This window comes from Bradyrhizobium sp. T-12 (assembly GCF_058314695.1).
Map to the genome: position 1 here is coordinate 4,909,081 of NZ_CM177756.1, position 25,394 is coordinate 4,934,474.

Sequence of the window (25,394 nt, forward strand, 5' to 3'; positions counted from 1 at the left end):
CATCGGGCGGAGGCGCGTTGATCTCGCGCAAGGCGCACCCGCCCGCCATTGCCTAGGCTTCACTTTGTCCTTGCGGACTTCGGCGCGCAAAACACCTGATAAAGCGTCTTCAGGATCTCGCGCGCCGGCTCGCTGGCGATCGAATAGAAGATCGTCTGCGCATCACGCCTGGCGGCAACGAGACCGTCCTTGCGAAGGAGCGCAAGATGCTGAGAGACCGTAGAGTCCCGCAGGCTGAGGAACTCAGCCAGCTCGCCGACCGACCGCTCGCCGTCGATCAACTGGCAGATGATGAGAAGACGGTGGCGGTTCGAGAGTGCCTTGAGCAACTCGCTCGCCTGATCCGCCGCCCGCTCCATGATTTCGCTATCTATTTTCATACTTGCGTATATACGCAATTACGAATATATAGTCAAGCGCTGCACGACAGCCGGCACAGAACCGGTGATGCGGCCTGATCCAACGGAGGTACCCATGGCGGAAGTTGTCGTAGTCGGAGCCGGTCTGAGCGGAACGCTGATGGCCTATGAATTGCTGCCCCAGTTGCGAAAGGAGGACCGCCTCAGCGTCGTCTCGCAAGGCGCGGTCTATCATTTCGTGCCCTCGAATCCGTGGGTAGCCGTCGGCTGGCGCAAGCGCGAGGAGATCGAGATCGATCTCGCCGACATCATGAAACGCAAGGGCGTGCGGCTGCTGACGCAGGGGGCAAAGCGCGTCCACCCCGAGGAGAACCGTGTCGAGCTCGGCGACGGCACGTCGATCGACTATGATTATCTGGTCGTCGCGACCGGTCCTGAACTTGCCTTCGACGAAATCCCCGGTCTTGGGCCGCAGGGTCATACGCAATCGATCTGTCATGTCGATCACGCCGCGCACGCCCGTGAAGCTTTCGAGAAGCTCGCGGCCAATCCCGGTCCGGTCGTGATCGGTGCCGTTCAGGGCGCCTCCTGCTTCGGGCCGGCCTACGAATTCCTTTTCATCCTGGAAACGGAGCTGCGCCGGCGGAAGCTGCGCGACCGGGTGCCCATGACCTTCGTCACCTCGGAGCCCTATATCGGCCATCTCGGTCTCGACGGCGTCGGAGATACCAAGGGTCTGCTTGAAAGCGAGATGCGGGAGAAGCACATCAAATGGATCACCAACGCCCGCGTCGACAAGATCGACGCTGGCCTCATGACGGTCGAGGAGTTGTCCGACAACGGCACCTCTCGCAAGGCCCATGAGCTGCCATTCGCCTATTCGATGATGTTGCCCGCCTTTCGCGGCGTCGAAGCGGTTCGCGGCATCGAGAAGCTGACCAACCCGCGCGGCTTCGTCATCGTCGACAAGCATCAGCAGAACCCGACCTTCCCCAATATCTTTGCAGTCGGCGTCTGCGTGGCGATCGCGCCGGTCGGCGCGACGCCGGTGCCGGTGGGCGTGCCCAAGACCGGCTTCATGATCGAATCCATGGTGACGGCGACCGCGATCAATATCGGCGCCCTGCTCCGCGGCAAGGCGCCCACGGCGCAGCCAACCTGGAACGCGATTTGCCTCGCCGATTTCGGCGATTCCGGCGTCGCCTTCCTGGCGCAGCCGCAGATCCCGCCGCGCAACGTCAATTGGTCCTCAAAAGGCGAATGGGTGCACTTCGCCAAGGTCGCCTTCGAGAAATACTTCCTGCGCAAGATGCGGCGCGGCGAGAGTGAGCCGTTCTACGAGCGCTTCCTGCTCGACAGGCTGAACATCGCCAAGATCAAGGAGGTCCGAACCGGCACATGAGCACGACACGCCAGATCGTCTGCGGACATTGCGGGCGCATCAACCGCCTGCCCGCCGAGCGCGCACCGGAAGGTGCGCGCTGCGGCGCCTGTCATCAGCCGATGTTCACCGGCCATCCGATCGAGGTGGACGAGAAAGCCTTCGACCGCCATGTCGCCAGCAGCGACATTCCCGTGCTGATCGACGTCTGGGCGCCGTGGTGCGGACCCTGCCGCGCCATGGCCCCGATGTTCGAGCGTGCGGCGCAACAGCTCGAGCCCGGCGTGCGGCTGTTGAAGCTGAATTCGGACAACGCGCCCGCCTTGTCGTCGCGGCTCAACATCAGCGGCATTCCGACGCTGCTCTTGATGCGCGGCGGCCGCGAGATCGCCCGCCAATCCGGCGCGATGGATACGCGCAGCATCGTCACCTGGACCGAAGCCAACCTGACCCGAAACTAAGAAGGAGCCTGCCATGAATGTCGATAAAGCCGTCCTCGCCTTTGCGGGGTTCGTTGTCCTGCTCGGTCTCGCACTGGGCACCTATGTGAACGCGTATTGGTACCTGCTGACGGCCTTCGCCGGGCTGAACATGTTGCAGGCCTCGATCACCGGCTTCTGCCCGGCAGCGATCGTATTCAGGAAGCTGGGCCTGAGCAGCGGCTGCGCGTTCTCCTGAACGCGCGAATCCAGCCATTGATGCGGGGGAATTTACCATGACCGACGACACCTTCATTGAAGGGCCTCTCTACGAAAAGCGCAGGAAGGTCTATCCGCAGTCGGTCCATGGGCCGTTCCGCCGCATCAAATGGGCGATCCTCTGCGTCACGCTCGGGATCTATTATCTCCTGCCGTTCGTGCGCTGGAATCGCGGACCCGGCCTGCCCGACCAGGCCGTGCTGATCGACTTGCCGCATCGCCGCTTCTACTTCTTCTTCATCGAGCTGTGGCCGCAGGAGGTCTATTATTTCACCGGCCTGCTCATCCTCGCGGCGATGGCACTGTTTCTGATGAACGCAGTGGCGGGACGGCTGTGGTGCGGCTATCTGTGCCCGCAGACGGTGTGGACCGACCTGTTCTACGCCGTGGAGCGCTGGGTCGAGGGCGACCGCCGCGAGCGCATGCAGGGCGACAAGCGCTACTGGACGTTCGACCACATCCGGAAGGTCGCGCTGAAGCATTTTCTCTGGATCATGATCGCCTGGTGGACCGGCGGCGCCTGGGTGCTCTATTTCGACGATGCACCGACGCTGGTGAAGGAGCTCGCGACCTTCCAGGCTCCGTTCATTGCCTATCTCTGGATCGGCATCCTGACTGCAATGACCTATGTCTTTGCCGGCCACGCCCGCGAGCAGATGTGCATCTATATGTGCCCGTGGCCGCGCATCCAGGCGGCCCTGACCGACGAATGGGCACTCAACGTCACCTATCGCCGCGACCGCGGCGAGCCTCGCATGTCCGTGAAGAAGGCGGAAGCCGCCCGCTCCCAGGGCGACCTCGCCGGCGATTGCGTCGACTGTCACCAGTGCATCAATGTCTGCCCGACCGGCGTCGACATCCGCCACGGCATCCAGCTCGGCTGCATCCAGTGCGGCCTCTGCATCGACGCCTGCGACAACGTCATGCAGGAGATCGGACGGCCCAAGGGCCTGATCGGCTACGACACCGACATCAACATGCAGCGCCGGCGCGAGGGCAAGCCGCCGATCTATCGCATCATCCGCCCGCGCACGCTGATCTATACGGCCGCCATTGCCATCGTCGGCACGATCATGATCTACAGCCTCGCCACGCGCGCGACCATGGACGTCAACGTGCTGCACGAGCGCAACCCGCTGTTCGTGCAACTGTCGGACGGCGGCGTGCGCAACGACTACACCGTGCGTATTCTCAACAAGGGCGCACAGCGATCGTTCACTCTGGACGTTTCGGGACTGCCCGGTGCAACCATTCGGGTCGCCGGCATCGAAGCCGCTCCCGATGGCAAGCCGATCGTCGAGGTCGGGCAAGACCAGACCCGCGAGGTCAGACTGTCGGTGCAGGTCGGGCCGGCCGATCTGCCGAAGAGTTCGCGCGATCTCGAGGTCACGATCACCGATACGGCCAGCGGTGGACAAGCGAGCGCCCGTGATCACTTCCTGCCCGGCGACAAGTGAGGTTCAAATCGAGCATCCGGCACCGGATGCTCAATGAGACGTTAACATTACCGTTCGAATTGAAACGGCGCGCCAACGGTATTTTCCAATCTTTGCGCTAATCATGGCCCCGTGACGCGGCATTTGCCCGCGCGAACGGGACGAGGGGACGTGGTCGACATCGCGCAGCAGGCAGCGATCCATTCGGCATCCGCAAAGGATGCCATGGCCGCGCGCGTCCCGCTCCATGCGATCGACCCCGGACAATGGCGTGCTCTCGCGCAGCGGGCGATCGAGCCGAACGGATATTACCTGCCCGCCTGGGAGCTCGCCGTCAGCGCATCCGCGCGCGGCCGCACCTCGGCCTCGGCGTTGCCCGCGTTCGACGGCGCTTCGACGCGGCTGATCGGGCTGATGCCCGTGATCTCGCTGTGGCAAGCCTTGAAGATTCCCCTGCCCGCGCTGGTGAGCGCGCATCCCTACGGCACGCTGTGCAGCCCGCTGATCGACCGCGAGGCTCCGATCGAAGCGGCCACGCGGCTGTTGCAGCAGGCCCGCGAGTGCGGTGCACACGCGCTGGTACTGAACGATGTCGCGATCGACGGTGCCGCGATGAATGCGCTCAGGCAGGTCTTGAACCACGACGGCCTGAAGCCGCGCGTCCTGTCCTCCTATCTCCGCGCCAGCCTCGATGCGACGCAGGATGACGAAACGCTATTGCGCGAGGCCCTCGGCGCAAAGAAGCTCAAGGAGCTGCGTCGCCTGCGCCATCGACTCGACGAGCACGGCCCCGTTACGTTCGACGTTGCGCGCCGGCCGGACGAGATCAGGCCCGCGCTCGAGACCTTCCTGCAGCTCGAAGCCAGCGGCTGGAAAGGCAAGCGCGGCACCGCGCTGGTTCAGCATGCCGGTGATGCGACTTTCATCCGCCGCGCCGTGCCGGCCCTGGCGGAGACCGCGCAGTGCGAGATCGTCACGCTTCGCGCCGGGACGACACCGGTGGCCGCCGGCATCGTGCTGCGCCATCAGGATCGCGCCTTCTTCTTCAAGCTCGGCATCGACGAGCGCTTTGCAAAATATTCGCCGGGCGTGCAGCTCACGCTCGAGCTCACGCGGCATCTCTGCGCCGATCCCGCCATCACCAGCGCGGATTCCACCGCGAGCGCCGACCACCCCATGATCAACCCGATCTGGCGGGGACGTTTCGCGATCGGTGACGTACTGATCCCGCTGCGGCGGCACGATCCGGTCGTCGCGCTCATTCACGGCGCGTTGGTCGGGCTCAACGCCGCGCACGAGACCGCGCGACGCTTGGTTCGCAGCCTCCGGAAATAAAGCGAACGCTACTCCGCCGCCTCGGTGTTGATCTCCTCAGAGACCTGACGGATGGCGCGAGCGAGCAGGTTCGGATCCTGCGCGCCGGAGACGGCGTATTTCTGCGCGAAGACATAGGTGGGCACGCCGGAGATGCCCTTCTCGGCAGCCTCCTGCGCGTCCGCCGAGACGCGTGCGACGTCCTCGTCGGTGGCAAGGCGCTTGCGCACGTCGTCGGCATCGAGGCCGATATCTGCGGCCGCCTGCACCAGCACGTTGACGTCGGTGAGATCGCCGCCGTCGCGGAAATACAGCTCCATCAGGCGCTGCTTCATCTCGGGCGCCTTGCCGATCGCTTCCGCCCACAGGATCAGGCGATGGCAGTCGGTGGTGTTGGGCTGGCGCGCGACCAGCTCGGGCTTGTAGACGAGGCCCTCCTCGCTTGCAGCCGCAACGACGCGCCCCGCAATGCCCTTATAGGCCTCGACCGAACCGAACTTCTGGGTGAGGTAGGCCTCGCGGCTGATGCCCTCGCGCGGCACCCAGGGATTGAGAAAGAAGGGGCGGAAATTGAGCTTGACCGGGACGTCAGGAACGAGCGCCAGCGCGCTCTCGATCCGGTGCTTGCCGATATAGCACCAGGGGCACACCACGTCGGAGACGACGTCGATCTGGAGCGGTTTCAGCGTGCTCATGTCAGGCGCCTCCTTCGGGCGGATACCGGGTTCGCCGGAAGATAAGCCGAACCGGGGACGGCGCAAGGCACCCGTCCTGCATGGCTCACGACTGCACCTCTGCGGTTATTGTGACGGCTCCGGCCCGCCGGGATACTCGTGGCCGGGATCAAGCCCGAAGGAGACCGCGATGAATGCCATTTTCAAGCCGGAAGGCCGGCAATTCCGGGCCACCGAGCATGCCGGCGGGCCATGGTCGCCGGACATGTTGCAGGGTAGCGCCACCACCGCGCTGATGGCTCGCGAGGTCGAGCGCCTCGCCGCCGCCTCCGGCTTTGCGGTGCGGCGCCTGACTTTCGATCTGTGGCGGCCGGCGGGCCTGCGTGCCTTCGGCACCATTGCCGAATTGCTGCGCGACGGCCGCAAGGCCAAGACCTTGCAGGTGCGGCTGATGGACGGCGAGACCGAGATCGGCCGTTGCACGGCGCTGCTGACGGCACCGAGCGGAGAATCGCCCGTCGATCCCTTCGCAAGGCCCGTAGCCGTCGACGAGGCACCCGAAGCAGGCAGCCCGCCGCCGGCCTTCGCGCAGAAATGGAGCCGCTATTTCCAGAACGTCTCGGTGCGGCTGATCGAGGGCGCACTGGAGCAGCCGGGCCCGGCGGCGGCCTGGATGCGGCTCGATGCGCCGCTGGTCGAGGGCGAGCCGAACACGCCGTTGCTGCAGGCGGTGCAGGCCGCGGACTTTTCCAGCGGCGTTGCGCAGATCGTCGACATGCGCGACTGGACCTTCATCAACCCCGAGATCAGCCTCTACTTCTTCCGTCCGCCGGAGGACGAATGGATCCTGATCCGCGCGGCCACGCGCGTCGGCGCCAACGGCGCGGGCCTCACCACGGCGACATTGAGCGACCGCAAGGGTCCGTTCGCGGAGGTGATGCAGGCCATGAGCTTCGAGCGGCGCGAGGCCGCGCAAGCTCAGGCGTCCTGAGCCGCAAGCGCGACCAGGGCGGCTTCGGATGCGGCATCGGCCGGCATGAACATCTCGACGCGAAGCTCCTGCAGCGTCACATCCTGCGGCGTGCCGAGCGTCAGCACCGCACCGATCAGACCGATGTCGACATCGCCCTTGCGCAGGCGCACCTCGCAGAGCGGCCCCGGCACGGCGTGATCCTCGACCCCACATGCGGGAAGCTCCGGCAGCCGCATCAATTCACGCCAGGTCGATTGCAGGGCTTCGTCGAGCGGCGCTGCCATCGCCTCGTGGCGCGCACGCGACAGCAGCGCGGCGGCCACTGCGGGCCAGTTCTCGACGAACGGCTTGAGCTCGTTCGGCGCGAGGAACATGCGCATATGGTTGAGCGGCCGCTGCATGCGCTCCGCGCCGAGCAACATGGTCATCAGGCGTGAGGCAGCGCGATTGGCCTGCTTCACGTTCCAGCGCCGATCGGTGACGATTGCGGGAAACGGCTCGTGCCGCCGGAGCAGAAGATCGATGGCACGCCGCGCGTCGGCGAGCTCCGGCGCGGCAAGATCGCGTTCGCCATATTGCCGGGCAAAGCCACCGGCCTCGAGCAGCGCGTTGCGGTCGCGCAGCGACAGATCGAGCGCGGATGCAAGCTGCAGCAGAATGTCCCGGCTTGCCGCCGCCTTGCCGGTCTCGACATAGCTCAGATGCTTGATCGAGATGCCGGCCTCGAACGCCAATTCCGCCTGGCTCAAGCTGCGTCGCGTGCGCCAGCCGCGCAGGAGATCGCCGACGGGGTTGGCCGGCCGCATTCGCCGGAACGCGCGTGTATCCATCCCGAGGATTATGCGGGGGCCGCCGCTGTCTGTAAACGCCGCTATGACAGCCCGGCCGCCATCTGCTTCAGTCGTTCGGCGGTGCGCTCGTCCGCCGGGAAGAACGTCTCCAGCGCCAGTTCCGACAGGGTGATGTCGACGGGCGTGCCGAACACCATGGTGGTGGAGAAGAAACTCAGTATCTCCCCGCCATGGCGCAGCTTGAAGGGAATCGCGACATTGTCGCTCGACAGCGGCCCTGCGCGCGCGGGAATCGGGTAGCTCTTGAGGTCGTCATAGAGCTTGATCAATTCAGGATCGGCCGTCGCCTCGCATTGCCGATGCAGCCGCTCCAAGAGATGTCCGCACCATTCCGCGAGGTTGACCGTGCGCGGCGCCAACGCCTCGGGATGGAAGGCGAGCCGCAGCACGTTGAAGGGCTGGCCGAGCAGATGCTGCGGAATGCCGTCCAGCAGCGGCGCCACCATGCGATTAGCCGAGACCAGGTTCCAGTGCCGGTCCACCGCGAGCGCGGGATTGGGCTCATGGGCTTTGAGCACGAGATCGATCGCCTGGCGGGCTGATTTCAAGGCGGGATCCTCCAGTGGGCGCTGCTGGAAGGCCGGCGCGTAGCCGGCCGCGACCAGCAGCACGTTGCGGTCGCGCAAGGGCACGTCGAGACGTTCGGCGAGCCTCAGCACCATGTCGCGCGAGGGCGCGGCGCGGCCGGTCTCGACGAAGCTCAGGTGACGCGCCGAGATTTCGGCTTCGCCCGCAAGATCGAGCTGGCTCATGCGGCGGCGCTGCCGCCATTCGCGCAAATGGTCACCGATATGGACCGGTTGGCTTCGATCAGGACGTGCCGTGGCTGCATGTGCATTCATGACCGGAAACCTATCACGCAGGTTTCGGCCCTTCCATTACCTCAGAGGTCATGGTTTCCGCGTTGCCCAGCCCGTCGCCGGTCGCGCTTGCGGCATGCCGCCGCGGTCGACGATCAAATCCGTGAGGCCCGCTCCCAGCCACATGCCGCCGAGCACGAGCCAGGCGGTGAGCGCGAAGACCGAGGCGCCGGTCACGCCGGCGCCGACCGCGCAGCCGCCGGCGAGCATCGCGCCGAACCCCATCAGCACCGCGCCGAGCAGATAACGGCGCATGCCGAGCCCGTCCGAGAATCCTTCCAGCTTCAGCTCACCCGCCTGCGCCGCCGCGGCGAACGAGCCGAGGAACACGCCCGGAATGATGCCGAGGTCGAAGCCGAGCCGGAGCTGGGAGCTGTTCAGGACCAGCATCAGCAATTCGGCCGACGGTCCGCTGAAGGTCAGGCTCTTCAGTGTCACCGGCGCAAAGGAGGCCTGCGACAGCTGGTAGGTGAAGAACCAGCCGGCGACGACGGCCGCCCCCGCAGCGAGCGCGGCGAGAAGCAGCCGACGCGGCAGATGGCTGCGAAAGGCAAAGGCGAGCCCTGCGATCAGCCACGATGCGCCAAAAGCGAGCTTCTCCTGTGTGCCGCCTCCGAACACCGCCATGATGTCACGCGACGGCCCACCGTCGACCAGCCACAGATTGGTCACCCACTCGCGCGCGGGCGACAGCAAGCCGCGATAGGAGGCCTGAGCGGTGACAGCAAACACCAGGCCCGACAGCAGCGCCCTGAGATTGCCGTTGGCCGAGAGCACGAGCAGCCGGCTTGCGCAGCCGCGAGCGAGGATCATGCCGCAACCGAACATCACCCCGCCGGCCAGCGCACCGGAGATGCTGCCCTGCTGCGCGAGCTGCCGCGCCTCGGAGACGTCGAGCCAGCCGAGCGCGACCAGGCCTTGCGTGCCCACCAGCGCGGCAGCGAAGGTCAACAGCCACACCGCAAGGCGCGGCCCGCCCGCGCCGCGGGAGAACTCGACGGCGGCAGCGCGCAGGCAAAAGCGGCTGCGCTGGGCGAAGAATCCAAAGAGGCCGCCGACCAGGAGGCCGCCCAGCCATGACAGCCGGTCTTCCCCTAGGAGATCGATGAGTGTCGTCAGCACGGCCGCCTCAATATGCCCTGGACTTGCCAATCTATCGCGCGGCGTGGCCGCGCCATATGAGCGAGATCAAGCCCCGGCGCACAAGCCCATGCCTGTTCAGGGACGCAAATACGCAAATCCCTGCTGTTGCAGCTCTGCGAGCCGCACCACGCCGCCCTTCTCCGCGACGACGAAGCCGGGCGTGAGGTCGTCCAGCTTGACGCCCTGGGCCTTCATCGTGTTGGCGCAGGCGTCGAGGCCGACGCCGGCATCGACCAGCTTCGTCATCATCGCAATTGTGTGGTCCTGGGCCGCGAGCGCATGGAAGGCCCGCAGCGCCGGTCCGTGCACGACCAGCCTGATGTCGGCCTTGCCGGGTCCGCCGACACCGTCGACATGGTTCTGGAGGTTGCCGAGAACGAAGACGACGCGATCGGCATCGGCGAGATGATAGACGACGCGCTGCCGCGCGGGCGTTTCCGTCGCCGCGGACGCCTGGCGCACTGCGAAAGCACCAAATAGTCCGGCAAGGCTCGCGCGAAGCATGGATCGACGCTGCATGGTGCCCCTCCTATCGTGTCTGCTTGATGAACTCGGCGATGCGGTCGGCGACGTCTTCCGCGAACAGGTCGCGGAAGAAATGATCGGCATCTTCGATCGTGTCGAGCTGGACCCTGCCGCCGCCCGACCCAGCAAGCGAGCCGAAGGCGGCTGCGACGTCGGGCACGACGCTATCCTTGGTCGCGGCAAGCACCAGCACCGGCGGCTTCGTGCGCGCCACGAGCGCGGCGGTATCCTGGCCGGCATCGGCAGCGTAAAATGACGCAAAGGCCCGTGCCGTCACCACGGCATTGCGACAATAGATGAAGCCGGGCACGTCCATCCACTCCCCGCCGCGGCCGGCTGCAATCGCCTTCGTTGCCAGCTCCAGAATCGGCTCGAGCGGCTTGCCATAGGTCGTGGCGTAGGAGACCCGCACATCGGCCTCGGCTTTTGCGGTCACCGGCGCCAGCAGCACCGCACCCGTCACCGGCGGGGTTTCGCTTGCTGCGAGATACCGCGCGACTTGGTTGCCGCCGCGCGAATGACCGAGCGCCAAGACGAGCCGGGACATGCCCCTCGCCCGCGAGACCCAGGCGCCGATCTCGGCGACCGCATCCTCAACGACATAATCATGCCGCACGGCGCAATCGTACATGCCCTTGCGGCGATCGAGCCCGAGCGACAGCGTATGGGCGAGCGAGGCGATGCCGCGCTGCTCCAGTGCCTTCGCAACGCCCTGGACGACCTCCATGTCCTTGTGCGCGAGCGTGCCGTGGGTCATCACGACGAGCGGCGTGTCTGGTGTCATCGCCGCCGGTGTCCGCAGTGTTGCGAGCGTCGTGCGGCCCTCGACCGACAGTTCGAGCTCCTGCTCGGCGGCACAAGCGGGCCAAGCGAACACGAGCACGAAAGCAAGTCCCATCAACCATCGCATCGTCGGCTATCTCCCCTACGGCCGGACAATCGTCCAGTTCTTTTCGGCGAGATCCATCAGCGCGGCAACCCCGACCTGCGTGACGCCGATGCCTTCGAGCAGCGCAGGCCGCCTGCCCTCCTTCACCGCCAGCGTCTCCAGCGTATTGCCGCAGGCAATGAAACTCACATTGGGCATCGATTTCAGGAAATTCACCAGGCGCTCCCTCACCGGCGAGCGGTCGTCGAGCAGCATGTCGAGGCCGCCGTTGAAGGCGACCACTACAATCTCGACGTCCTCGCCCTGCCCGGAATAATGCCGCGATACGTTGGCGGCAACATCGAGCACGGCGCGCATCTTGACCGGATCGTCGTCGCTGATCTGCAGCGCGAGCCTGTGAGGCTCCGCCGCCTGGACCACGGCCGGATGGATCGTGACGAGCAGGCCGGCCGCGAGAACCGCATGCGGCAGCGTGCGGCGGCTCGCCCGGCCGTGTCTCACTCCACGCCTCGGGACTTCTTCTCCTTGCCGTCCTCGGGCGTGACGTCGATGGCGGCAGCGCGTCCGGTGATCTTCACCGGTGCGATGCAATCCTTCATGCAGGGATCCTTCTGCCAGAACGATTTCTCGCTGGTGGCGCGGTCGTCCATCACGAAGCCCTGCTCGTTCGGCATCTTGATCGTGGCGAGGGTCTTCCTGTTCACCTCGAAGTTCTGATCGGTGACGACGTCGTTCAGATACAGGACGTAGGCGACCAGCGCATAATATTCATCGACGGACAGGGAGCCCGTGTTGCCGTACGGCATGGCATGACGGACATAGTCGAACACGGTGGAGGCGTAGGGCCAGTAGGAGCCCACGGTCTTGACCGGATTGTCCGATGTCAGAGAGCCCTTGCCGCCGGCCAGCACCGGCCAGCGGCCGTTGCCCTCACCGAATTCGCCGTGGCAGCTCGCGCAATTGTCCATGAACAGCTTCTCGCCCTGCATGGCGGTGCCCTTGCCTTCCGGCAGGCCCTGGCCGTCCGGCCGCACGTCGATATCCCAGCCGCGGATCTCGTCCGCGGTCGGCGCGCGGCCGATGTGGTAGCGCGGACCGCTCTTGGCATCCGCCTTCTGCTGCGCGAGCGCCGGCGCGCTCAGCGTGGAGGCGAGCAGCGCGGCTGCAATGAGCTTAAGCGACTTCGACATTCTCGACCTCACCATTGGCCTGCACATGCCAGGTCTGGATGCCATTGTTGTGATAGATGGAGTTGACGCCGCGGATCTTGCGCAGCTCGGCCTTGCTCGGCTGCACGTAGCCGGTCTCATCCTGCACGCGCGATTGCAGCAGCAGTGGCTCGCCGTTCCAGTCGAACTCGTAGTAGAAACGCGTCAGCGCCTTGTCGAGAACGGGACCATCGAGGCGCGCCGGCCACCAATTGCGGCCGCCGTCGAGCGAGACGTCCACGCGCTTGACCTTGCCGTTGCCGCTCCAGGCGAGTCCTGACACGACGGTAAAGCCCTTGCCGTGCCTGATCGGCGCCTGCGGGCTCGGACTCGTGATCACGGATTTCGCGTCCATCGACCAGGTGAAACGGCGTGCCTTGCCGTTCGGCATGAGGTCCGTGTATTTCGACGTTTCCTCGCGGGTGTGCCAGGGCTGGTCGCCGACCTTGATGCGGCGCAGCCACTTGACCCAGAGATTGCCCTGCCAGCCCGGCACCACGAGCCGCATCGGATAGCCCTGCTCGGGATAGAGCGCCTCGCCGTTCATCTTGTAGGCGATGATGCAATCGTCGAGCGCCTTCTCGATCGGCAGGCTGCGGTCCATCGCGGCCGCATCGGCGCCCTCGACCAAGAGCCACTTGCCGTTGGTCTTGACGCCGGCCTCCTCCAAGAGGGTGCGCAGCGAGACGCCGGTATATTGCACGCAGTGGATCATGCCGTGGGTGAACTGGCAGCCATTGAGCTGCGCGCCACGCCATTCCATGCCTGAATTCGCCGCGCATTCCATGAAGTGGATGCGGTTGACGCGCGGATAGCGCTTCAGCTCCTCCAGCGTGAGGATGAGCGGACGCTCGACGAGGCCATGGATCATCAGGCGATGATCGGCCGGATCGACCTCGGCAATGCCGCCGTGATGCCGCTCGAAGCAGAGACCGTTCGGCGTGATGATGCCTTCGAGCTCGTGCAGCGGCGTGAAGCTCACTGAGGATTCGCGCGAGGCGGTCAGCCATTCGACGTCGCGCCGCACGACGTCCTTCTCGAATTTCGACGGCTTGCCGTACGGGCGCACAGCGACGCCCTCGCCCAGCGATTTCGTCCATTCGGGAACGTTGGGTGGCTGGTTGGCGGGATTGCCGGCTCCCGCCGCGGCGGGCTTCGCGAGCACGGACGCGGCAACACCGGCGCCAGCGGCCAGGAAACTGCGTCGGGATTGCCGGGGATTGTCCATCTTCGACATCGCTTCTTACGCTCCGGTAACTTTGACGGCCCGGTTGGGTTCGAGCCGAACGGTCTTTTGTCGCGCCAGATAGTTCGCGACGACATCCCAGATCGGCGGTCCTTCGGTGCCTTCGTTGACGCTGGCCCAGCCCGCGACCTGATATTCTCTGGCGGGATCGATCGGCGCTCCGGTCTTGACCATCTGCATGTCCGAGATGCGCTGCCCCTGCGGCTTGGCGACGTCGATCGCGTAAGCGAGCCCGCCGATGCGCACCATGTCGCCGCCCTGCTGGTAGTAGGGATCGATGTTGAAGAGATTGTCGGCGACGTCCTCGATGATCTCTTTCAGTCGCGCGCCCGTCATGCCCATGCGGTAGACGGCGGGATAGGTAATCGCGGTGGCGTTGGTGACGTCCTCGAAGGTGATGTCCTGCCCCGGCAGCACGCTGGTGCCCCAGCGGAAACCGGGCGAGAGCGCGATCTCGGCGTCGCGCTCCTGCAGCAGTGCCTGACAGATCAAATCGTCGAACGTGCCGTTGAAATTACCGCGCCGGTACAGCAGCGAGTCGGTCTTGCCGAGCACCTTGGTGAGATCAGACGCGAAAGGCTTGCGTACCTCGGCGATCTTCGCGGCCATCTCGGCGTCCGCGCCGATCACGTCGGAGAACAGCGGAATGAGCTTGTACCTGTAAGCTTTGATCTCGCCGTCGCGGACGTCGAGATCGAGCCGCGAGACGAACTTGCCGGACGAGCCCGAAGCGATCAGCAGCGTCTTGCCGACCTTGACGGCTTCGGGCAATGCGTCGTGGGTGTGTCCGGTCAGGATGACGTCGAGGCCTTTGACGCGGCTTGCGAGCTTGCGATCGACGTCGAAGCCGTTGTGGGAGAGCAGCACGACCAGTTGCGCGCCGCCCTTGCGCGCCTTGTCGACCTGCGCCTGCACGTCCTCCTCGCGCACGCCGAACGACCAGGTCGGAATCATCCAGCGCGGATTGGCGACCGGCGTATAGGGGAAGGCCTGGCCGAGCACCGCGATCTTGACGCCGCCGCGCTCGATCATGGTTGAGGCGTCGAACGCGGCCTCGTTCCATTCGGTGTCGCGGATGTTGAGGCCGAGGAACGGAAAGCCGAGGCCTTCGATCGCCTGCTTGACCCGCTCGGTGCCGTAGGTGAATTCCCAATGTCCGGTCATGGCGTCCGGCTTCAGCAGCGCCATGCAGTCGATCATATCCTGCCCGCGCGTCTTCAGCGACGACCACGAGCCCTGCCAGGTGTCGCCGCCGTCGAGCAGCGCGACCTTGTCGCCGCGCTCGGCGCGGATTGCCTTGATCACGGTCGCGGCGCGATCGAGGCCGCCGATCCGGCCATAGCTCTTGGCGAGCGACTCGAAATCCTCCGAGGTCAGGGCGTAGGCCGCCGACGAGCCCGGCGCGATGCCGAAGCGCGCGAGAAACTCCTTGCCGGTGACGTGCGGCGGAAGGCCCTTGGCCTCGCCCACCCCGAGATTGGTCGAGGGCTCGCGGAAATACAGCGGCATCAGCTGACCGTGGATATCGGTCACATGCACCAGCGTGACGTTGCCGAGCGGCTCGAAGGCCAGCAATTCCTTTTCGGTCAGGCGCTGCTGGGCGACCGCACGCGTCAGGCCGGAGCCGACGCCGCTCGACAGGGCCGCCGTTGCCGCGGCAACCTGAATGAACTCGCGGCGAGAGATCATGCGCAGTGCTCCTGCAAGCTCATCGTTTCAGTTGCGCACCGACGGCGTCTCGACCGGCAGACCGATGCCGCGCCAGGCCACATAGAGCTCGAGCGCGAGAAACTCGTCCGAGAGCGGCTTGAACGGCTCGGCGCGCACGTCGAACATGCAGCCTTCGAAACGCTCATGCAGCGGCACCAGGCGCTGGTCGCGCAGCCGGTAGGTCGGAAAGCCGTTGGTCTGGCCCTGGCTGAGGAAATCGGCGCGCATGAACTTGCCGTTGTTGCGCTCGTGGCAGGATTCGCAGGCGAGGTCGAGCTGGCCGTAGCGCGTATAATAGATCTGCTTGCCGCGCTCGAACCAGGGCGACATCGGCCCGTCGGTCTTCACCGAGACCTTCATGCCGTGCGACTGATAGCGCACGAACGTCGTCATGTCAGTCAGCTCGCGGGACTTGAACTTCCAGGGCTCGGCCTTCATCTGCTCGCTCCGGCAGATGTTGATGCGCTGCTCGAGATTGACCGGCTTCTTCAACTTGTCGTCCCATTTCGGCATGGCGGCGCCGACGCCCTTCATGCTGGTCTCGGCCTCGCCGTGGCAGCTCATGCAGGACTTGCCCTCGCTGCCCTCGGCCTTTTTCCAGGCATCCGCCGCGCGTTCCACGGCGAGGAAGCCCGGATTTTCGAGATCGTCGTCCTGCAGCGCGCGGGTCTCCTTGCTGCGGAACTCGTAGCCGGAGATGATGGTCTTGAAGACGTGGCCGGGCGGCGCCGCGATGCCCTTGCGCTCGGTTTCCTCTGCGTAGGCGAGCGTCGCAACCGATGCGGCGGCCACGATCGCAGCGGCCAAAGCAAGATATCGTGGCGCCATTCGAGTCTCCCTCAATGCGCGATGCGCATCATGCCTTGAGCGCGATCTTCTCTTCGGCCGTGATCACCGTGCCGTCGTCATCCGTCCAGGAGAACTTGAACGTGCCGGCCTCGTCGATCCTGGCGTCGAACTGGACGTAGGGATTGGCCGAGATCGCCGGCTCCAGCGCGCAGGAGAACACCGGCTTGCCGTTGAACTCGCACGCGAACTTGTTGATGATCTTGCGCGGAATGGCCTTGCCCTGCGCATCCTTGCGCTGGCCCGATTCCATGACATGCGAGACCAGGGTCTTGATCTGGATGACCTCGCCCTTGGCGGCTTCCTTGGGAAGCTTGATGCGCGGTTTGTCTGCCATCTGTTTTCTCCTGACGCCCTTAGCCGCCGCAGCCGCCGATAGTGACCTTGACGGTCTTCTGCTCGGTGAACAGCGAGCCGTCGCTCATCTTCGCGATCGCCACCACGTTCTGCGTGGACGCGAGCCGGATCCGGATCGAGGCTTCCGCCTTGCCAGACAAGGGGGTGAACGAGAGCGTCGCCACGCCCGCATTCGGGTTGCCGTCCGCGATGATCAGGACGTCCTTGACGTAGGCCTCCGCGGTCATCGGGCTCTCGATGTTGATCGACAGCGGAACGGTGTTGCCGTTCTCCGCGATCTCCGGCAGGTCGAGCGAGATCTTGCCCTTGGCCGGCTGCTTGCCGCCGGTGAACTTCTCGATCCACTTCGCCGCATCGTTCGTCACTTCGGCATCGGCCGCCATCGGCATCAGCGCCAGCACGACGAAGCCGCCCCCGAGCGCAAATGCCTGCCGTCGATTGATCGCCTTCATTCCTGATCCTCCTCGCCGTCAGTTCAGCGTCTTGAGAAAAGCGATGACGTCCTCGACCTGCGCGGCCGTCAAAATGGATTTGCCGACGAATTCCGGTCGCACCCGGCTCAGGCCTTCGTTCCTGAAGAACGCCGGCATGACCGTGTTGGTGAAGATGCGCTTGGGGTCGGCGACGATGAGGCGCAATTGCGCCTCGCTGTAGCGGCCGGCGACACCGTCGAGCGACGGACCGAACTCGCCGTGAAACTCCTGGGACTTCAGGCTGGTGACCTGGTGGCAGGCCAGGCAATTACCGAGCGTGCGCGTCAGAAACACCTTCTTGCCGGCTGCGGCATCGCCGGGCGCACCGGTCAGGGATTTCGGCAGGGAGTCGTCGACGATATCGAGCTTGATCGGCTCTTTGACAGCCTCTTGCGCGAGACCACCTCCGGCGGACAGACAAAGTGCAAACGCAGCCGCAAGCGAGCGCCGCATGTTTCCTACCCTTATCGCGGGATGACGCCCGCCTTCGATCCCGACGGACTCACGGTCCATCAAATTCAGTTATTATGATATGTTCATGTGATCGGCGCGGCGTCAAGCGAAATTCGAAAGACGTCTGCGCTCAGCCGTTCGCGGCCAGGAAATCACGGAACGAGCCGCGCTCATAAGCACGCTCGCGCACGAAGCGGAACATCGCCAGGAAGTGCGGCGGCTTGAGATAACCGGGGGCCCGCGCCACCTCGCGCGCCATCGCGTCCTTCACGTCGAGGCCGTCGGCGGATGGCGGAAAGAACTGAAAGGTCGGCGTGAACCTGATGCCGTATTTGCGGGCGAAATCCTTTTCGGCCAATTCCTCGCGGTCGAAATCGGTCACCTTGCGCGAGCCGATCAAATTGAGCTGCAACACCTCGAAATTGTCACGGATATAGCTCGCGATGCCGGCATCGGCGAAGTTCACCAGATGCGTCTCGCGGCAATAGGGGCAGCCGCGCAGCTCCCACATGATGGCGAGGCGCTTGCCGCCCGCCGCCGCGCTCTCCAGGTCCTCGCGCAGATCGAGGAAGCTCTGCAAGAACCAGGGCTCGTGATAGAGCCCGTCTTCTCCGACCGTGGGCTCTGCAGCCGCCGCGCGGCGGCCGGCGAAGGCCGCGCCCACAGCGAGTGCAAGGAGGCCGCGCCGCGTCGGCAGAAGCGATAGCGGGGCTTGGTGCGTCGGAAGATCTTGCGCAATGCTCATTTTCATTATGATATTCGAATACACGAATGTGACAAGGAGTTCCGATCTTGCGTTGCACCATCGTGCTGCTGGCGTGGCTGGCCTCGAACACGCTCGCGCTCGGCGCGGAGACCGGCAGGCGTGCCGAATTTGCATCGGCGATGGCGCCGGTCATGGCCAATCTGCGCACGGCCGCGAGCTATGCCCGCACCGGCAACGTCGCGCTGGCGCAGATCGAGACGGACGAGGCAGTCACCCGGTGGAAGCGGTTCGCGCAAGACAGCTCCCTGCCCGCTGACGTGCCAGCCGAATTGGAGGGATTTCTCGCGCGGGGGCGCGACCGGCTCACGGCGATCACGGGCGCGCTGGACCGCGGCGACAATGTCGCCGCCGGCCGCGAGCTGCTGGCGCTTCGACAGGCCCTTCACGCGCTCAGGCATGATGCTGGCCTCTACGATCTCGGCGATTGCATCTTCGAGATCGCGCCCGCCATGGAGAGGTTGCGGGTCGCAGCCGTCAGATTCGGCGAGCAGCCGGCGCCAGCGAACGCCGAGGAGACGGTCGTGGCCGCAAGCGCGTTCCGCGATCGGCTTCAACGCTGCAACGAACAGGCAAATGGCGAGATCGCCGCTCAGGGTGAATTCCGCCGCCTGATCGATGGCGCCATCACCAGCAGCGGCGAGATCGCCCAGGCCGCGAAGGCCGGCGATGGCCCCCTCGTGCATCGCTACCTCATCGAGCTGCAGTCCTTCGCCCAGTTGCTCGACTTCCGCTACGGCTAGACTCAGCCGATGCTGGTCAAAGCAGGGAAATGCTCGAGCAGCCATTCCGAGACCGCAGGCATCAATCCGGTCAGGAACATCAAGCCGGTCGCAACCAGGAAGACGCCCATCGTCTTCTCGATCAGGCCCAGATGCCGGCGCATGCGGCCCAGCGCTGTGATGAAGCGGCCGGTGAAGGCCGCTGCGATCAGGAAGGGAATGCCGGTCCCGACCGAATAAGCGAGCAGCAGCAGCGCCCCTCGCCCGGTCGTGTCTTCCGAGCCCGCCATCAGCAGCACGGCAGCGAGGATAGGGCCCGCACAGGGCGTCCAGCCGAACGCAAATGCCAGGCCCATGACGAAGGCCCCCGCCACGCCGGCCGGACGGTTGTCGACCTGAACGGTCGCGCTGCGATAGAGCAGCGGAATCCTGAGCAGCCCGAGAAAATGCAGGCCCATGACGATGATCAGCCCGCCCGCGACGATGCCGAGCGTCGACAGATGCGCGGAGACGAAGCGCCCCGCGATCGAGGCGGTCGAGCCGAGCGCGACGAAGACCAGCGAAAAACCCGCCACGAAGGACAGCGCGGAGACCAGGATGCGGGGCCGCAGATCCGGCCTGTCGCCGGACAGATCCGTGACGGAGACGCCGGCCATGTAGCACAGGAAGGGCGGGACCAGCGGCAGGATGCAGGGCGACAGAAACGACAATAGGCCCGCGACGAAGGCCGCACCCAGCGTGACGTCCAAGGTCATTTCCGCCCCATCCCTAGCACATATACGAATTTAATGATATAAAGCGCCAGGCACGTTTGCAATGCAAGCCCGTCAGGCAATCCAGAAGACCGGTCACGCAGCATGGCAAGAATCATCGTTTTGCTCGCCCTCACCTTCGGACTGGCGCTGCCGGCGACCGCCTCGCGCGCCGCCGAGCTCGTCATGTTCGAACGGGCCGGTTGCGCCTGGTGCGCGCGCTTCAACGCCGAGATCGCGCCGATCTACGGCAAGACCTGGGAAAGCCGGACCGCACCGCTGCGCCGGGTCAACCTGAACGGCCCCGTTCCCGCCGATCTCGCCGGAATCGATCCGGGTGCCTTCACGCCGACTTTCGTCGTGGTACAAGAGGGCCGCGAGATCGGACGCATTCGCGGCTATCCGGGGGATGCCTTCTTCTTCGGCCTCTTGGACCGAATCCTGTCAAATGCGGGTTCGGAACCCGAGAGGTCGTGATTGGTCTTGCGGATTTTGCTGAGAGGAACTTGACGCGATGCCATTGCCGAAGCTGAAGGAGATTGAAGGCTCCGCCGAACTCGAGCAGATGATCGAGAAGGCGCGCGAAGCCAGCGACATGCTCAAGGCGCTGTCGCATGAATCCCGCTTGCTGCTGCTTTGCATCCTCGCCGAGGGCGAGAAGTCGGTGACCGAGCTCGAGCAATTCCTCGGCGAGCGGCAGTCCACGGTATCCCAGCAGCTCGCGCGGCTGAGGCTCGACCGTCTGGTCACCACGCGCCGCGACGGCAAGACCATCTACTACAGCCTCGCCAGCGAGGACGTCCGCAAGATCCTGACCGCCGTCTACGACGTGTTCTGCGAGCCGGTGCGCCGGCGGCGCAGGTAATTGTCCGCTCTGGATTTCCACAACCCTCCGGCGCAAACTGCCGGAAGGAAGAATGAACATCCCCGGGAGGAATGCTGAACCCCTCGACCATAGCGTTCGCATGCGGGCTTGCGGCCGGCGCCATGCTCGGTGTCGCGGGTCGCGCGGGACGATTTTGCACACTGGCGATGCTCGAGGATGCGTTCTTCGGAGCGGATCTGCGCCGGCTGAAATCCTTTGCGCTGGCTGCGGCCGTGGCGCTGCTCGCGACCCAGGCGCTCGCCGAGTTCGGCATCATCGACCTGTCGCGGTCGATCTACCTGACGCCGTCGATCGGACTTGGCGGTGCGATTCTGGGCGGGCTGACGTTCGGCATCGGCATGGCGCTGGTCGGCACCTGCGGCTTCGGCACGTTGGTCCGTGTCGGCGGCGGAGACCTCAGGGCCATCGTGGTCTTTCTCGTGCTCGGCCTCTCGGCGCTCGCGACCATGCGCGGGATCACGGGCATGTTGCGCATGACGCTGATCGAACCGTTGTCTCTCCGGCTCTCCGAGGGCAATAACCAGACGCTGACCTCGCTGCTGGGCGCGGGAGGCGCGGCCCGCGCGCTCCTCGTCGTGTCGATCGCCGCGGCGCTTGCCTTCTGGGCGCTTGCCGACGGCAGGCTGGTCCGATCGCCTCGGCTGCTGGCCTCCGGCCTTGCCGTCGGCTGCGCGGTCGCATTCGGCTGGTTCGCGACCGGATGGCTCGCCGATGACGAATTCGATCCCGCCCGCGTCTCGTCGCTCAGTTTCGTCGCACCGCTCGGCGACAGCATCCTCTACATCGCGACCTTCTCCGGGGCGCGGCTGAATTTCGGCATCGGCTCCGTCGCCGGCGTCGTTGCCGGCTCGTTCGCCGCAGCGATGCTCGCGCGCGGCTTCCGTTGGGAGGCCTGCGACGACGCGCGCGAACTGAAGCGTCACATGACCGGGGCGCTGCTGATGGGCATCGGGGGCGTCATGTCGATGGGGTGCACGATCGGCCAGGGATTGACGGCGTTCTCGACGCTCGCCGTCTCGGCGCCGATCACCCTGCTGGCGATTGCCTGCGGAGCCCGGCTCGGGCTCGAGTTCACGATGACCGGCGAATGGTGGCCGGCGCTGCGCAGGCTGTTCGGCGCCTCGACGTAGCCAAAACGCCGCGATCCTCGAGAATCGCAAACCGCGTTGAAAATCCCAAAACTGTCCTGAATAGCGATCTGCCTTACCCCTGAGGTAATCGAATTGGCCCCTGGGCCGGCGCATCTTCTGTTGCAACAGGAGATGACCATGATCGCGCTGCTGCTCTACCGGACCGTCGCCGACCACCTTGTTCCCTGGGCCGTGACGTTCGCGACCCGCATGCTGGCGCGCAGCCTCAACATGCCCGAGCCGCTGGTGCATTCGACCGGCGACTACGTGGTCGCACAGGTCATCGCCTTCGAGCACGGCGTCGGCAAGAGCCTCTGTCCGTTCCGCCTCGCCCGCCTGCTCCGCGCCCGCTGGCGCGGATGGCGCTGAGTTCCACCCCGAGCCCCCTAAGCAAGGAGACCTACGATGATCGACGCTTCCACCTTCCTGCGCCGCGCCCTGCTCGCAGATAGCATCTTCAGCGGCGTCGCCGCGCTCGGCTTCAGCTTCGGCGCGGGCGCGTTCGCAGCTCTGTTCAATCTGCCGGAAGCGCTGCTGCGCGAGACCGGCCTGTTCCTGATTGCCTACGCCGCGCTGGTCGGCTGGCTGGCCTCGCGCGCGTCGGTGGCGAAGGCGCTCGTGCTGCTGGTCGTGGTCGGCAATGCGGCCTGGACCGTCGGCAGCATTGCGCTACTGCTCTCAGGCGCGGTGTCGCCGAATCTCGCCGGCGAACTCATGGTCGTCGCGCAGGCGATCGCGACCGGCGTGTTCGCGGAGCTGCAATATGTGGGACTGCGCAGAAGCGAGCGCGTAGCGGCGGCGTGAGGCCTCTCGTGTCCCGGACGCGCTGCAACGCTTCGGCGTTGCGGCGCGTCGCCAAGAGGCGCTGCGCTGCGTCCGGGGCACGAGAGCAGAGGCTACGCCCGCACGCGACCGTTCGCCTTGACAACGGCATGACCGTTGAGCTTCTTCTTTTTGGCGGCCTTGCTCTTCGAAGCCTTCGCGAGCACGTTCTTCGCCACCACTTTCTTCGCCTTGCGCGCCTTCACCTTGGCGGCTTCCGCCCGTGCCTCGGCGCGCAGCTTCTTGCGCTTCTTCTCGCAGGACTCGCATTTGCAGCCGATCGGCTTCAGATAGGCTTTGAAATAGTCGGTGCCGTAATCGTAGTTGATCTCGTCGCCCGGCTCGATGTTCCTGATGGCGCGGATGAACACCTTGCGCTCGCGCGGCCTGACGTCGGACTCGGCGTTGGGCCGGCAGGAATGATTGATGTAGCGGGCGAGATTCTTGCGCACCGAGCCGTCGATGGTCCAGCGGCCGTTGAGCTCGAACAGGTATTTGTTCTCGATGTCGTCCTGCTCGGGAATCCGCGAATCCAGGATCGGTCCGAAATAGCGGATGATCCGGGTACCCTTCTTGATTGGCTTGGTGGCGAAGAGGCCGAGCCCGGTTTTGGAACGGCCGACGCGATAGGATTTGCTGGAAGCGATGGCTGGCATGATCAAGAGAAATGAGGACGCGAACGAGGCACGATGCCTCAGGCGAAGCCGCTCTTCTAGAACGATTCCGCGCCGCTGTCAGGTATATCCCAGGCCTGTTTGAACCTTGCCCACAATGAAGACGTCAGACGGTACGGAGTTCCCGTATCATCAAGACCCCATGATGAAGCACATCACCCGCCTTGGCCTCGCTGCCCTGATGACTTGCATCGGCCTGAGCAGCGCCGACGCCCAATCGATGGGCAGCACGTACACCTCGACCGCGCCGAAGGATTGCCGGCAGATCGGCAAGCCCAGCGAGCTCGACGGCAGCACGACGCGCGTCTGTCCGGGCAAGAACGGCTTCCTGGTGCTGATTGCCGAGGACGATCTCCGCGAAATCGTCTCGGTCGCCCGCAATCGCAAGCAAGCGGCCGAGGAACCTGCCGCCAAGGTCTGGTTTGCCCCGTTCAATTCGTCGGAGACCACGATCGAGTGGCGCGCAATGGGCGCAAAGCCGTTTGCGATCATCCAGCGCTGGCACATCGCCGACAACACGGATCCCGACAAGCAGGGGCGGCCCAACACCAAGGCCATGCTGGTCGTGACCCGGCTGCCGCCGGGTCCGGTCTGCCACGTCGCCTACGTCGATGCGATCGCCAATCCCACCGCCAACGAGCTGGCGCGCAAGGCCGCGGACGATTTCGCCCGCAGCTTCACTTGCGGCAAGGACGAGGTGAAGATCATCGGCACGCGCGGCCGCGCGGTCGAGCTTGCGACGATGCGCTAGGCTCTCGCCTTGGCGCGCCGATAGCGCGCCAGCAGCCGCTCGCCCTTCGCGGCAATGCGCCGTGCCGCCGCCACCGTCTTCGGAACCGGCTCGCCCCAGGCATGGGCCGACAGCGCGTGCCGGGTTGGCTGCCCCTTCGCATCGACCAACGGCGGCAGTTTCGCGCGGCCATAGAAGCGAACGGCCCAGCTACCTTTGCGTCGCATCTCCTGCGGAGTCATCTCTGATTCTGGCTTGGTGACGCCCGGCCGCAAATGAGCGCCCCGCTTACGGGCGAACGCCTTGCGGCCCGCCGCGGTCAGACCGCCGCGCGGATCCTTTTCGCGCGCGGATGCGCGGCGCTTCCGGGACTTGGCCTTCTTCGCGTTGCGCTTGCGGGTCTTCTTCGCGGATGTCGTCGACTTTGCCTTTGATGCCTTCGACTTTGACGTTTTCTTGGAGCTCTTCTTCTTGGAGGACTTCTTCTTTCTTGCCATGCGCATGTTGTCCACGAGGTTGGGATAGCGGCGGCCGGCGCGGCGGGCGCGGGCTTTCGCCGCTGATTTCTGCGCGGGACTGAGATGCTTGGAGGCCTTGCCGGCCCGCTTGCGGGGATTTGAGCGTTTCCAGGGAGCGCGCGTTGATTTTGCCATGCGGCGTCAACGCCTGACCACCGCAAGAGTTGCGCTCGCTCCTGATGATCAGGAGCCGAGCGGCTTCGCGGCGATCGGCGCGGTCAGCATCGCCTCGAGCAGGCGTTCGGCCGTCGTTCCCTCGGGCAGCCGCTCCAGGATATCCTTGAGGCGCCCATCGAGCAGCAGCGTGGTGAAGCCGTGCACCATCGACCAGGCGCGCGCGATCGCGGCGCCCTGGTTCAGCGTCAGCGCATCCTCGCTGATCTGCTCCTGCCGCATCGCGCCGATGGCATTCGCCAGGCCGGCAAACGAGGCTTCAGCCGCCTCGTGCAGCGAGGGTCTGGAATAATCCAGCCGCTCGGTGCGAAACATGATGCCGTACATGCCGGGATGAGCCTGCGCATAGGCGACATAGGCTTTCGGCCGCGCCAGGGCGCGTTCGAGCGGCGTGCTTTCAGCGTCAGAGGACGAGGCCATCGCGGCATTGAACTGACGGAAACCGACGGCCGCGAGTTCGCTGAGCAGGCCAGTGAGATCGCCGAAATGATGGGTGGGCGCGGCGTGTGAAACGCCCGCCTCGCGTGCCACCGCACGCAGTGTGAGGCCCGCGAGCCCCTCGCGTTCCAGCACCCGTTCGGCAGCCTGGAGCAGCGCATCGCGCAGGGCGCCGTGATGATACGGCGTCTCGGCCTTCGCGCTTGCCGTGCGACGCGAGGTGCGAGGTGCCGCGCTCGACGTCGTTCTTTTGGGGGCACGCGAGCTTCGCGCGGTTTCGCTCTTGGTGTCGGTCTTCGTCATTTACAAGCTATATGACGCAATATTGACAGTGTAAAGATTTCACTTGACCGGAATGGCAAGTGGCGCTATCTGATCTTTACGATGTA

General features: G+C 65.2%; 33 protein-coding genes. 13 read left to right on the forward strand and 20 right to left on the reverse strand.

The genetic code is table 11. From position 1 onward, the window contains the following. Nucleotides 1-59: 59 nt before the first annotated feature. The gene (locus tag AC0WRY_RS23490; protein WP_025037340.1) at nucleotides 60-359 is read right to left on the reverse strand and encodes an ArsR/SmtB family transcription factor; all 300 of its coding nucleotides are present in this window, start codon (nucleotides 357-359) and stop codon (nucleotides 60-62) included. Between the two features lie 115 nt (nucleotides 360-474). Here AC0WRY_RS23490 and AC0WRY_RS23495 point away from each other — a divergent pair, with 115 nt between their 5' ends. From AC0WRY_RS23495 to AC0WRY_RS23515, 5 genes are all read left to right on the forward strand, one after another. Further along, the gene (locus AC0WRY_RS23495) at nucleotides 475-1,761 is read left to right on the forward strand and encodes an NAD(P)/FAD-dependent oxidoreductase (RefSeq protein ID WP_491121151.1); all 1,287 of its coding nucleotides are present in this window, start codon (nucleotides 475-477) and stop codon (nucleotides 1,759-1,761) included. After that, nucleotides 1,758-2,201, forward strand: a complete 444-nt coding sequence (trxC, locus tag AC0WRY_RS23500; protein WP_285807016.1) for a thioredoxin TrxC — start codon at nucleotides 1,758-1,760, stop codon at nucleotides 2,199-2,201. The genes AC0WRY_RS23495 and trxC overlap by 4 nt, the downstream gene beginning before the upstream one ends. 13 nt (nucleotides 2,202-2,214) lie before the next feature. After that, nucleotides 2,215-2,418, forward strand: a complete 204-nt coding sequence (locus AC0WRY_RS23505; RefSeq protein ID WP_194403182.1) for a YgaP family membrane protein — start codon at nucleotides 2,215-2,217, stop codon at nucleotides 2,416-2,418. A gap of 37 nt (nucleotides 2,419-2,455) precedes the next feature. Next, the gene (gene ccoG / locus AC0WRY_RS23510; RefSeq protein WP_491121154.1) at nucleotides 2,456-3,895 is read left to right on the forward strand and encodes a cytochrome c oxidase accessory protein CcoG; all 1,440 of its coding nucleotides are present in this window, start codon (nucleotides 2,456-2,458) and stop codon (nucleotides 3,893-3,895) included. 150 nt (nucleotides 3,896-4,045) lie between these two features. Beyond that, the gene (locus AC0WRY_RS23515) at nucleotides 4,046-5,209 is read left to right on the forward strand and encodes a GNAT family N-acetyltransferase (RefSeq protein ID WP_491121156.1); all 1,164 of its coding nucleotides are present in this window, start codon (nucleotides 4,046-4,048) and stop codon (nucleotides 5,207-5,209) included. A gap of 8 nt (nucleotides 5,210-5,217) precedes the next feature. Here AC0WRY_RS23515 and AC0WRY_RS23520 read toward each other — a convergent pair whose 3' ends face one another. Beyond that, nucleotides 5,218-5,883, reverse strand: coding sequence for a DsbA family oxidoreductase (locus AC0WRY_RS23520; RefSeq protein WP_491121158.1), 666 nt, complete (start codon nucleotides 5,881-5,883; stop codon nucleotides 5,218-5,220). Nucleotides 5,884-6,052: 169 nt separating this feature from the next. Between AC0WRY_RS23520 and AC0WRY_RS23525 the strand changes: the two genes are divergently transcribed. Further along, complete coding sequence (locus tag AC0WRY_RS23525) at nucleotides 6,053-6,853, forward strand: thioesterase family protein (protein WP_491121160.1); 801 nt, start codon at nucleotides 6,053-6,055, stop codon at nucleotides 6,851-6,853. Here AC0WRY_RS23525 and AC0WRY_RS23530 read toward each other — a convergent pair. The 14 genes from AC0WRY_RS23530 to AC0WRY_RS23595 form a co-directional block, all read right to left on the reverse strand. Continuing rightward, nucleotides 6,841-7,665, reverse strand: a complete 825-nt coding sequence (locus AC0WRY_RS23530; protein WP_491121162.1) for a helix-turn-helix domain-containing protein — start codon at nucleotides 7,663-7,665, stop codon at nucleotides 6,841-6,843. The two genes, AC0WRY_RS23525 and AC0WRY_RS23530, sit on opposite strands and share 13 nt — an antisense overlap. A 41-nt stretch (nucleotides 7,666-7,706) precedes the next feature. Further along, nucleotides 7,707-8,528: a helix-turn-helix domain-containing protein gene (locus tag AC0WRY_RS23535; RefSeq protein WP_194403188.1), complete on the reverse strand. Its 822-nt coding sequence runs from the start codon at nucleotides 8,526-8,528 to the stop codon at nucleotides 7,707-7,709. Between the two features lie 48 nt (nucleotides 8,529-8,576). Then, a complete protein-coding gene (locus tag AC0WRY_RS23540; protein WP_491121164.1) occupies nucleotides 8,577-9,668 on the reverse strand; it encodes a YeeE/YedE family protein in 1,092 nt (363 codons plus the stop codon). 96 nt (nucleotides 9,669-9,764) lie between these two features. Continuing rightward, complete coding sequence (locus AC0WRY_RS23545) at nucleotides 9,765-10,208, reverse strand: DsrE family protein (protein ID WP_491121166.1); 444 nt, start codon at nucleotides 10,206-10,208, stop codon at nucleotides 9,765-9,767. 10 nt (nucleotides 10,209-10,218) lie between these two features. Next, on the reverse strand, nucleotides 10,219-11,124 hold the full coding sequence (locus AC0WRY_RS23550; RefSeq protein WP_491121168.1) for an alpha/beta hydrolase: 906 nt from the start codon (nucleotides 11,122-11,124) through the stop codon (nucleotides 10,219-10,221). 15 nt (nucleotides 11,125-11,139) lie between these two features. After that, complete coding sequence (locus AC0WRY_RS23555; RefSeq protein WP_491123495.1) at nucleotides 11,140-11,574, reverse strand: DsrE family protein; 435 nt, start codon at nucleotides 11,572-11,574, stop codon at nucleotides 11,140-11,142. 26 nt (nucleotides 11,575-11,600) lie between these two features. Continuing rightward, complete coding sequence (locus AC0WRY_RS23560; RefSeq protein ID WP_194403192.1) at nucleotides 11,601-12,338, reverse strand: c-type cytochrome; 738 nt, start codon at nucleotides 12,336-12,338, stop codon at nucleotides 11,601-11,603. Next, nucleotides 12,277-13,548 carry a sulfite dehydrogenase gene (gene soxC, locus AC0WRY_RS23565; protein ID WP_313754882.1) on the reverse strand — a complete coding sequence of 424 codons (1,272 nt, stop codon included), beginning with the start codon at nucleotides 13,546-13,548 and terminating at the stop codon, nucleotides 12,277-12,279. Before soxC ends, AC0WRY_RS23560 begins: the two co-directional genes overlap by 62 nt. 6 nt (nucleotides 13,549-13,554) lie before the next feature. Then, complete coding sequence (gene soxB, locus AC0WRY_RS23570; protein WP_491121171.1) at nucleotides 13,555-15,246, reverse strand: thiosulfohydrolase SoxB; 1,692 nt, start codon at nucleotides 15,244-15,246, stop codon at nucleotides 13,555-13,557. 27 nt (nucleotides 15,247-15,273) lie between these two features. Further along, a complete protein-coding gene (soxA, locus tag AC0WRY_RS23575; RefSeq protein ID WP_285807027.1) occupies nucleotides 15,274-16,095 on the reverse strand; it encodes a sulfur oxidation c-type cytochrome SoxA in 822 nt (273 codons plus the stop codon). Between the two features lie 28 nt (nucleotides 16,096-16,123). Then, nucleotides 16,124-16,450, reverse strand: coding sequence for a thiosulfate oxidation carrier complex protein SoxZ (soxZ, locus tag AC0WRY_RS23580; protein WP_212068235.1), 327 nt, complete (start codon nucleotides 16,448-16,450; stop codon nucleotides 16,124-16,126). Nucleotides 16,451-16,469: 19 nt separating this feature from the next. Continuing rightward, nucleotides 16,470-16,922, reverse strand: coding sequence for a thiosulfate oxidation carrier protein SoxY (gene soxY, locus AC0WRY_RS23585; RefSeq protein ID WP_491121173.1), 453 nt, complete (start codon nucleotides 16,920-16,922; stop codon nucleotides 16,470-16,472). A gap of 18 nt (nucleotides 16,923-16,940) precedes the next feature. Next, the gene (gene soxX / locus AC0WRY_RS23590; RefSeq protein WP_211418904.1) at nucleotides 16,941-17,396 is read right to left on the reverse strand and encodes a sulfur oxidation c-type cytochrome SoxX; all 456 of its coding nucleotides are present in this window, start codon (nucleotides 17,394-17,396) and stop codon (nucleotides 16,941-16,943) included. Between the two features lie 130 nt (nucleotides 17,397-17,526). Next, the gene (locus AC0WRY_RS23595; RefSeq protein ID WP_491121176.1) at nucleotides 17,527-18,147 is read right to left on the reverse strand and encodes a SoxW family protein; all 621 of its coding nucleotides are present in this window, start codon (nucleotides 18,145-18,147) and stop codon (nucleotides 17,527-17,529) included. 41 nt (nucleotides 18,148-18,188) lie between these two features. Between AC0WRY_RS23595 and AC0WRY_RS23600 the strand changes: the two genes are divergently transcribed. Continuing rightward, nucleotides 18,189-18,902: a hypothetical protein gene (locus AC0WRY_RS23600; protein WP_491121178.1), complete on the forward strand. Its 714-nt coding sequence runs from the start codon at nucleotides 18,189-18,191 to the stop codon at nucleotides 18,900-18,902. 2 nt (nucleotides 18,903-18,904) lie between these two features. On the opposite strand, the gene AC0WRY_RS23605 is transcribed toward AC0WRY_RS23600, so the two are convergent. Further along, nucleotides 18,905-19,636 (reverse strand): cytochrome c biogenesis CcdA family protein, encoded by a 732-nt coding sequence (locus AC0WRY_RS23605; RefSeq protein WP_211418901.1) that lies wholly within the window; start codon nucleotides 19,634-19,636, stop codon nucleotides 18,905-18,907. Nucleotides 19,637-19,738: 102 nt separating this feature from the next. On the opposite strand from AC0WRY_RS23605, the gene AC0WRY_RS23610 reads away from it, so the two are divergent. The 5 genes from AC0WRY_RS23610 to AC0WRY_RS23630 all read left to right on the forward strand — a co-directional run bounded on the left by AC0WRY_RS23610 (nucleotide 19,739) and on the right by AC0WRY_RS23630 (nucleotide 22,453). After that, a complete protein-coding gene (locus AC0WRY_RS23610) occupies nucleotides 19,739-20,110 on the forward strand; it encodes a thioredoxin (RefSeq protein ID WP_491121180.1) in 372 nt (123 codons plus the stop codon). A gap of 37 nt (nucleotides 20,111-20,147) precedes the next feature. Further along, entirely contained in the window at nucleotides 20,148-20,498 is a 351-nt protein-coding gene (locus AC0WRY_RS23615) for an ArsR/SmtB family transcription factor (RefSeq protein ID WP_028137430.1), read from the forward strand. Nucleotides 20,499-20,569: 71 nt separating this feature from the next. Further along, nucleotides 20,570-21,649: a YeeE/YedE family protein gene (locus tag AC0WRY_RS23620; RefSeq protein ID WP_285807034.1), complete on the forward strand. Its 1,080-nt coding sequence runs from the start codon at nucleotides 20,570-20,572 to the stop codon at nucleotides 21,647-21,649. Between the two features lie 138 nt (nucleotides 21,650-21,787). Beyond that, nucleotides 21,788-22,018, forward strand: coding sequence for a hypothetical protein (locus AC0WRY_RS23625; RefSeq protein ID WP_194403204.1), 231 nt, complete (start codon nucleotides 21,788-21,790; stop codon nucleotides 22,016-22,018). Between the two features lie 36 nt (nucleotides 22,019-22,054). Next, nucleotides 22,055-22,453 carry a hypothetical protein gene (locus tag AC0WRY_RS23630; protein WP_211418898.1) on the forward strand — a complete coding sequence of 133 codons (399 nt, stop codon included), beginning with the start codon at nucleotides 22,055-22,057 and terminating at the stop codon, nucleotides 22,451-22,453. Nucleotides 22,454-22,545: 92 nt separating this feature from the next. Here AC0WRY_RS23630 and AC0WRY_RS23635 read toward each other — a convergent pair whose 3' ends face one another. Continuing rightward, complete coding sequence (locus tag AC0WRY_RS23635; RefSeq protein WP_211418897.1) at nucleotides 22,546-23,127, reverse strand: SET domain-containing protein; 582 nt, start codon at nucleotides 23,125-23,127, stop codon at nucleotides 22,546-22,548. A gap of 163 nt (nucleotides 23,128-23,290) precedes the next feature. Between AC0WRY_RS23635 and AC0WRY_RS23640 the strand changes: the two genes are divergently transcribed. Next, nucleotides 23,291-23,896, forward strand: a complete 606-nt coding sequence (locus AC0WRY_RS23640; RefSeq protein ID WP_491123496.1) for a hypothetical protein — start codon at nucleotides 23,291-23,293, stop codon at nucleotides 23,894-23,896. On the opposite strand, the gene AC0WRY_RS23645 is transcribed toward AC0WRY_RS23640, so the two are convergent. Together AC0WRY_RS23645 and AC0WRY_RS23650 are read right to left on the reverse strand one after the other, a co-directional pair. Beyond that, nucleotides 23,893-24,528, reverse strand: coding sequence for a DUF6321 domain-containing protein (locus tag AC0WRY_RS23645; protein ID WP_491121184.1), 636 nt, complete (start codon nucleotides 24,526-24,528; stop codon nucleotides 23,893-23,895). The two genes, AC0WRY_RS23640 and AC0WRY_RS23645, sit on opposite strands and share 4 nt — an antisense overlap. Nucleotides 24,529-24,576: 48 nt before the next feature. Continuing rightward, nucleotides 24,577-25,308 (reverse strand): TetR/AcrR family transcriptional regulator, encoded by a 732-nt coding sequence (locus AC0WRY_RS23650; RefSeq protein WP_491121186.1) that lies wholly within the window; start codon nucleotides 25,306-25,308, stop codon nucleotides 24,577-24,579. Nucleotides 25,309-25,394 lie beyond the last annotated feature (86 nt).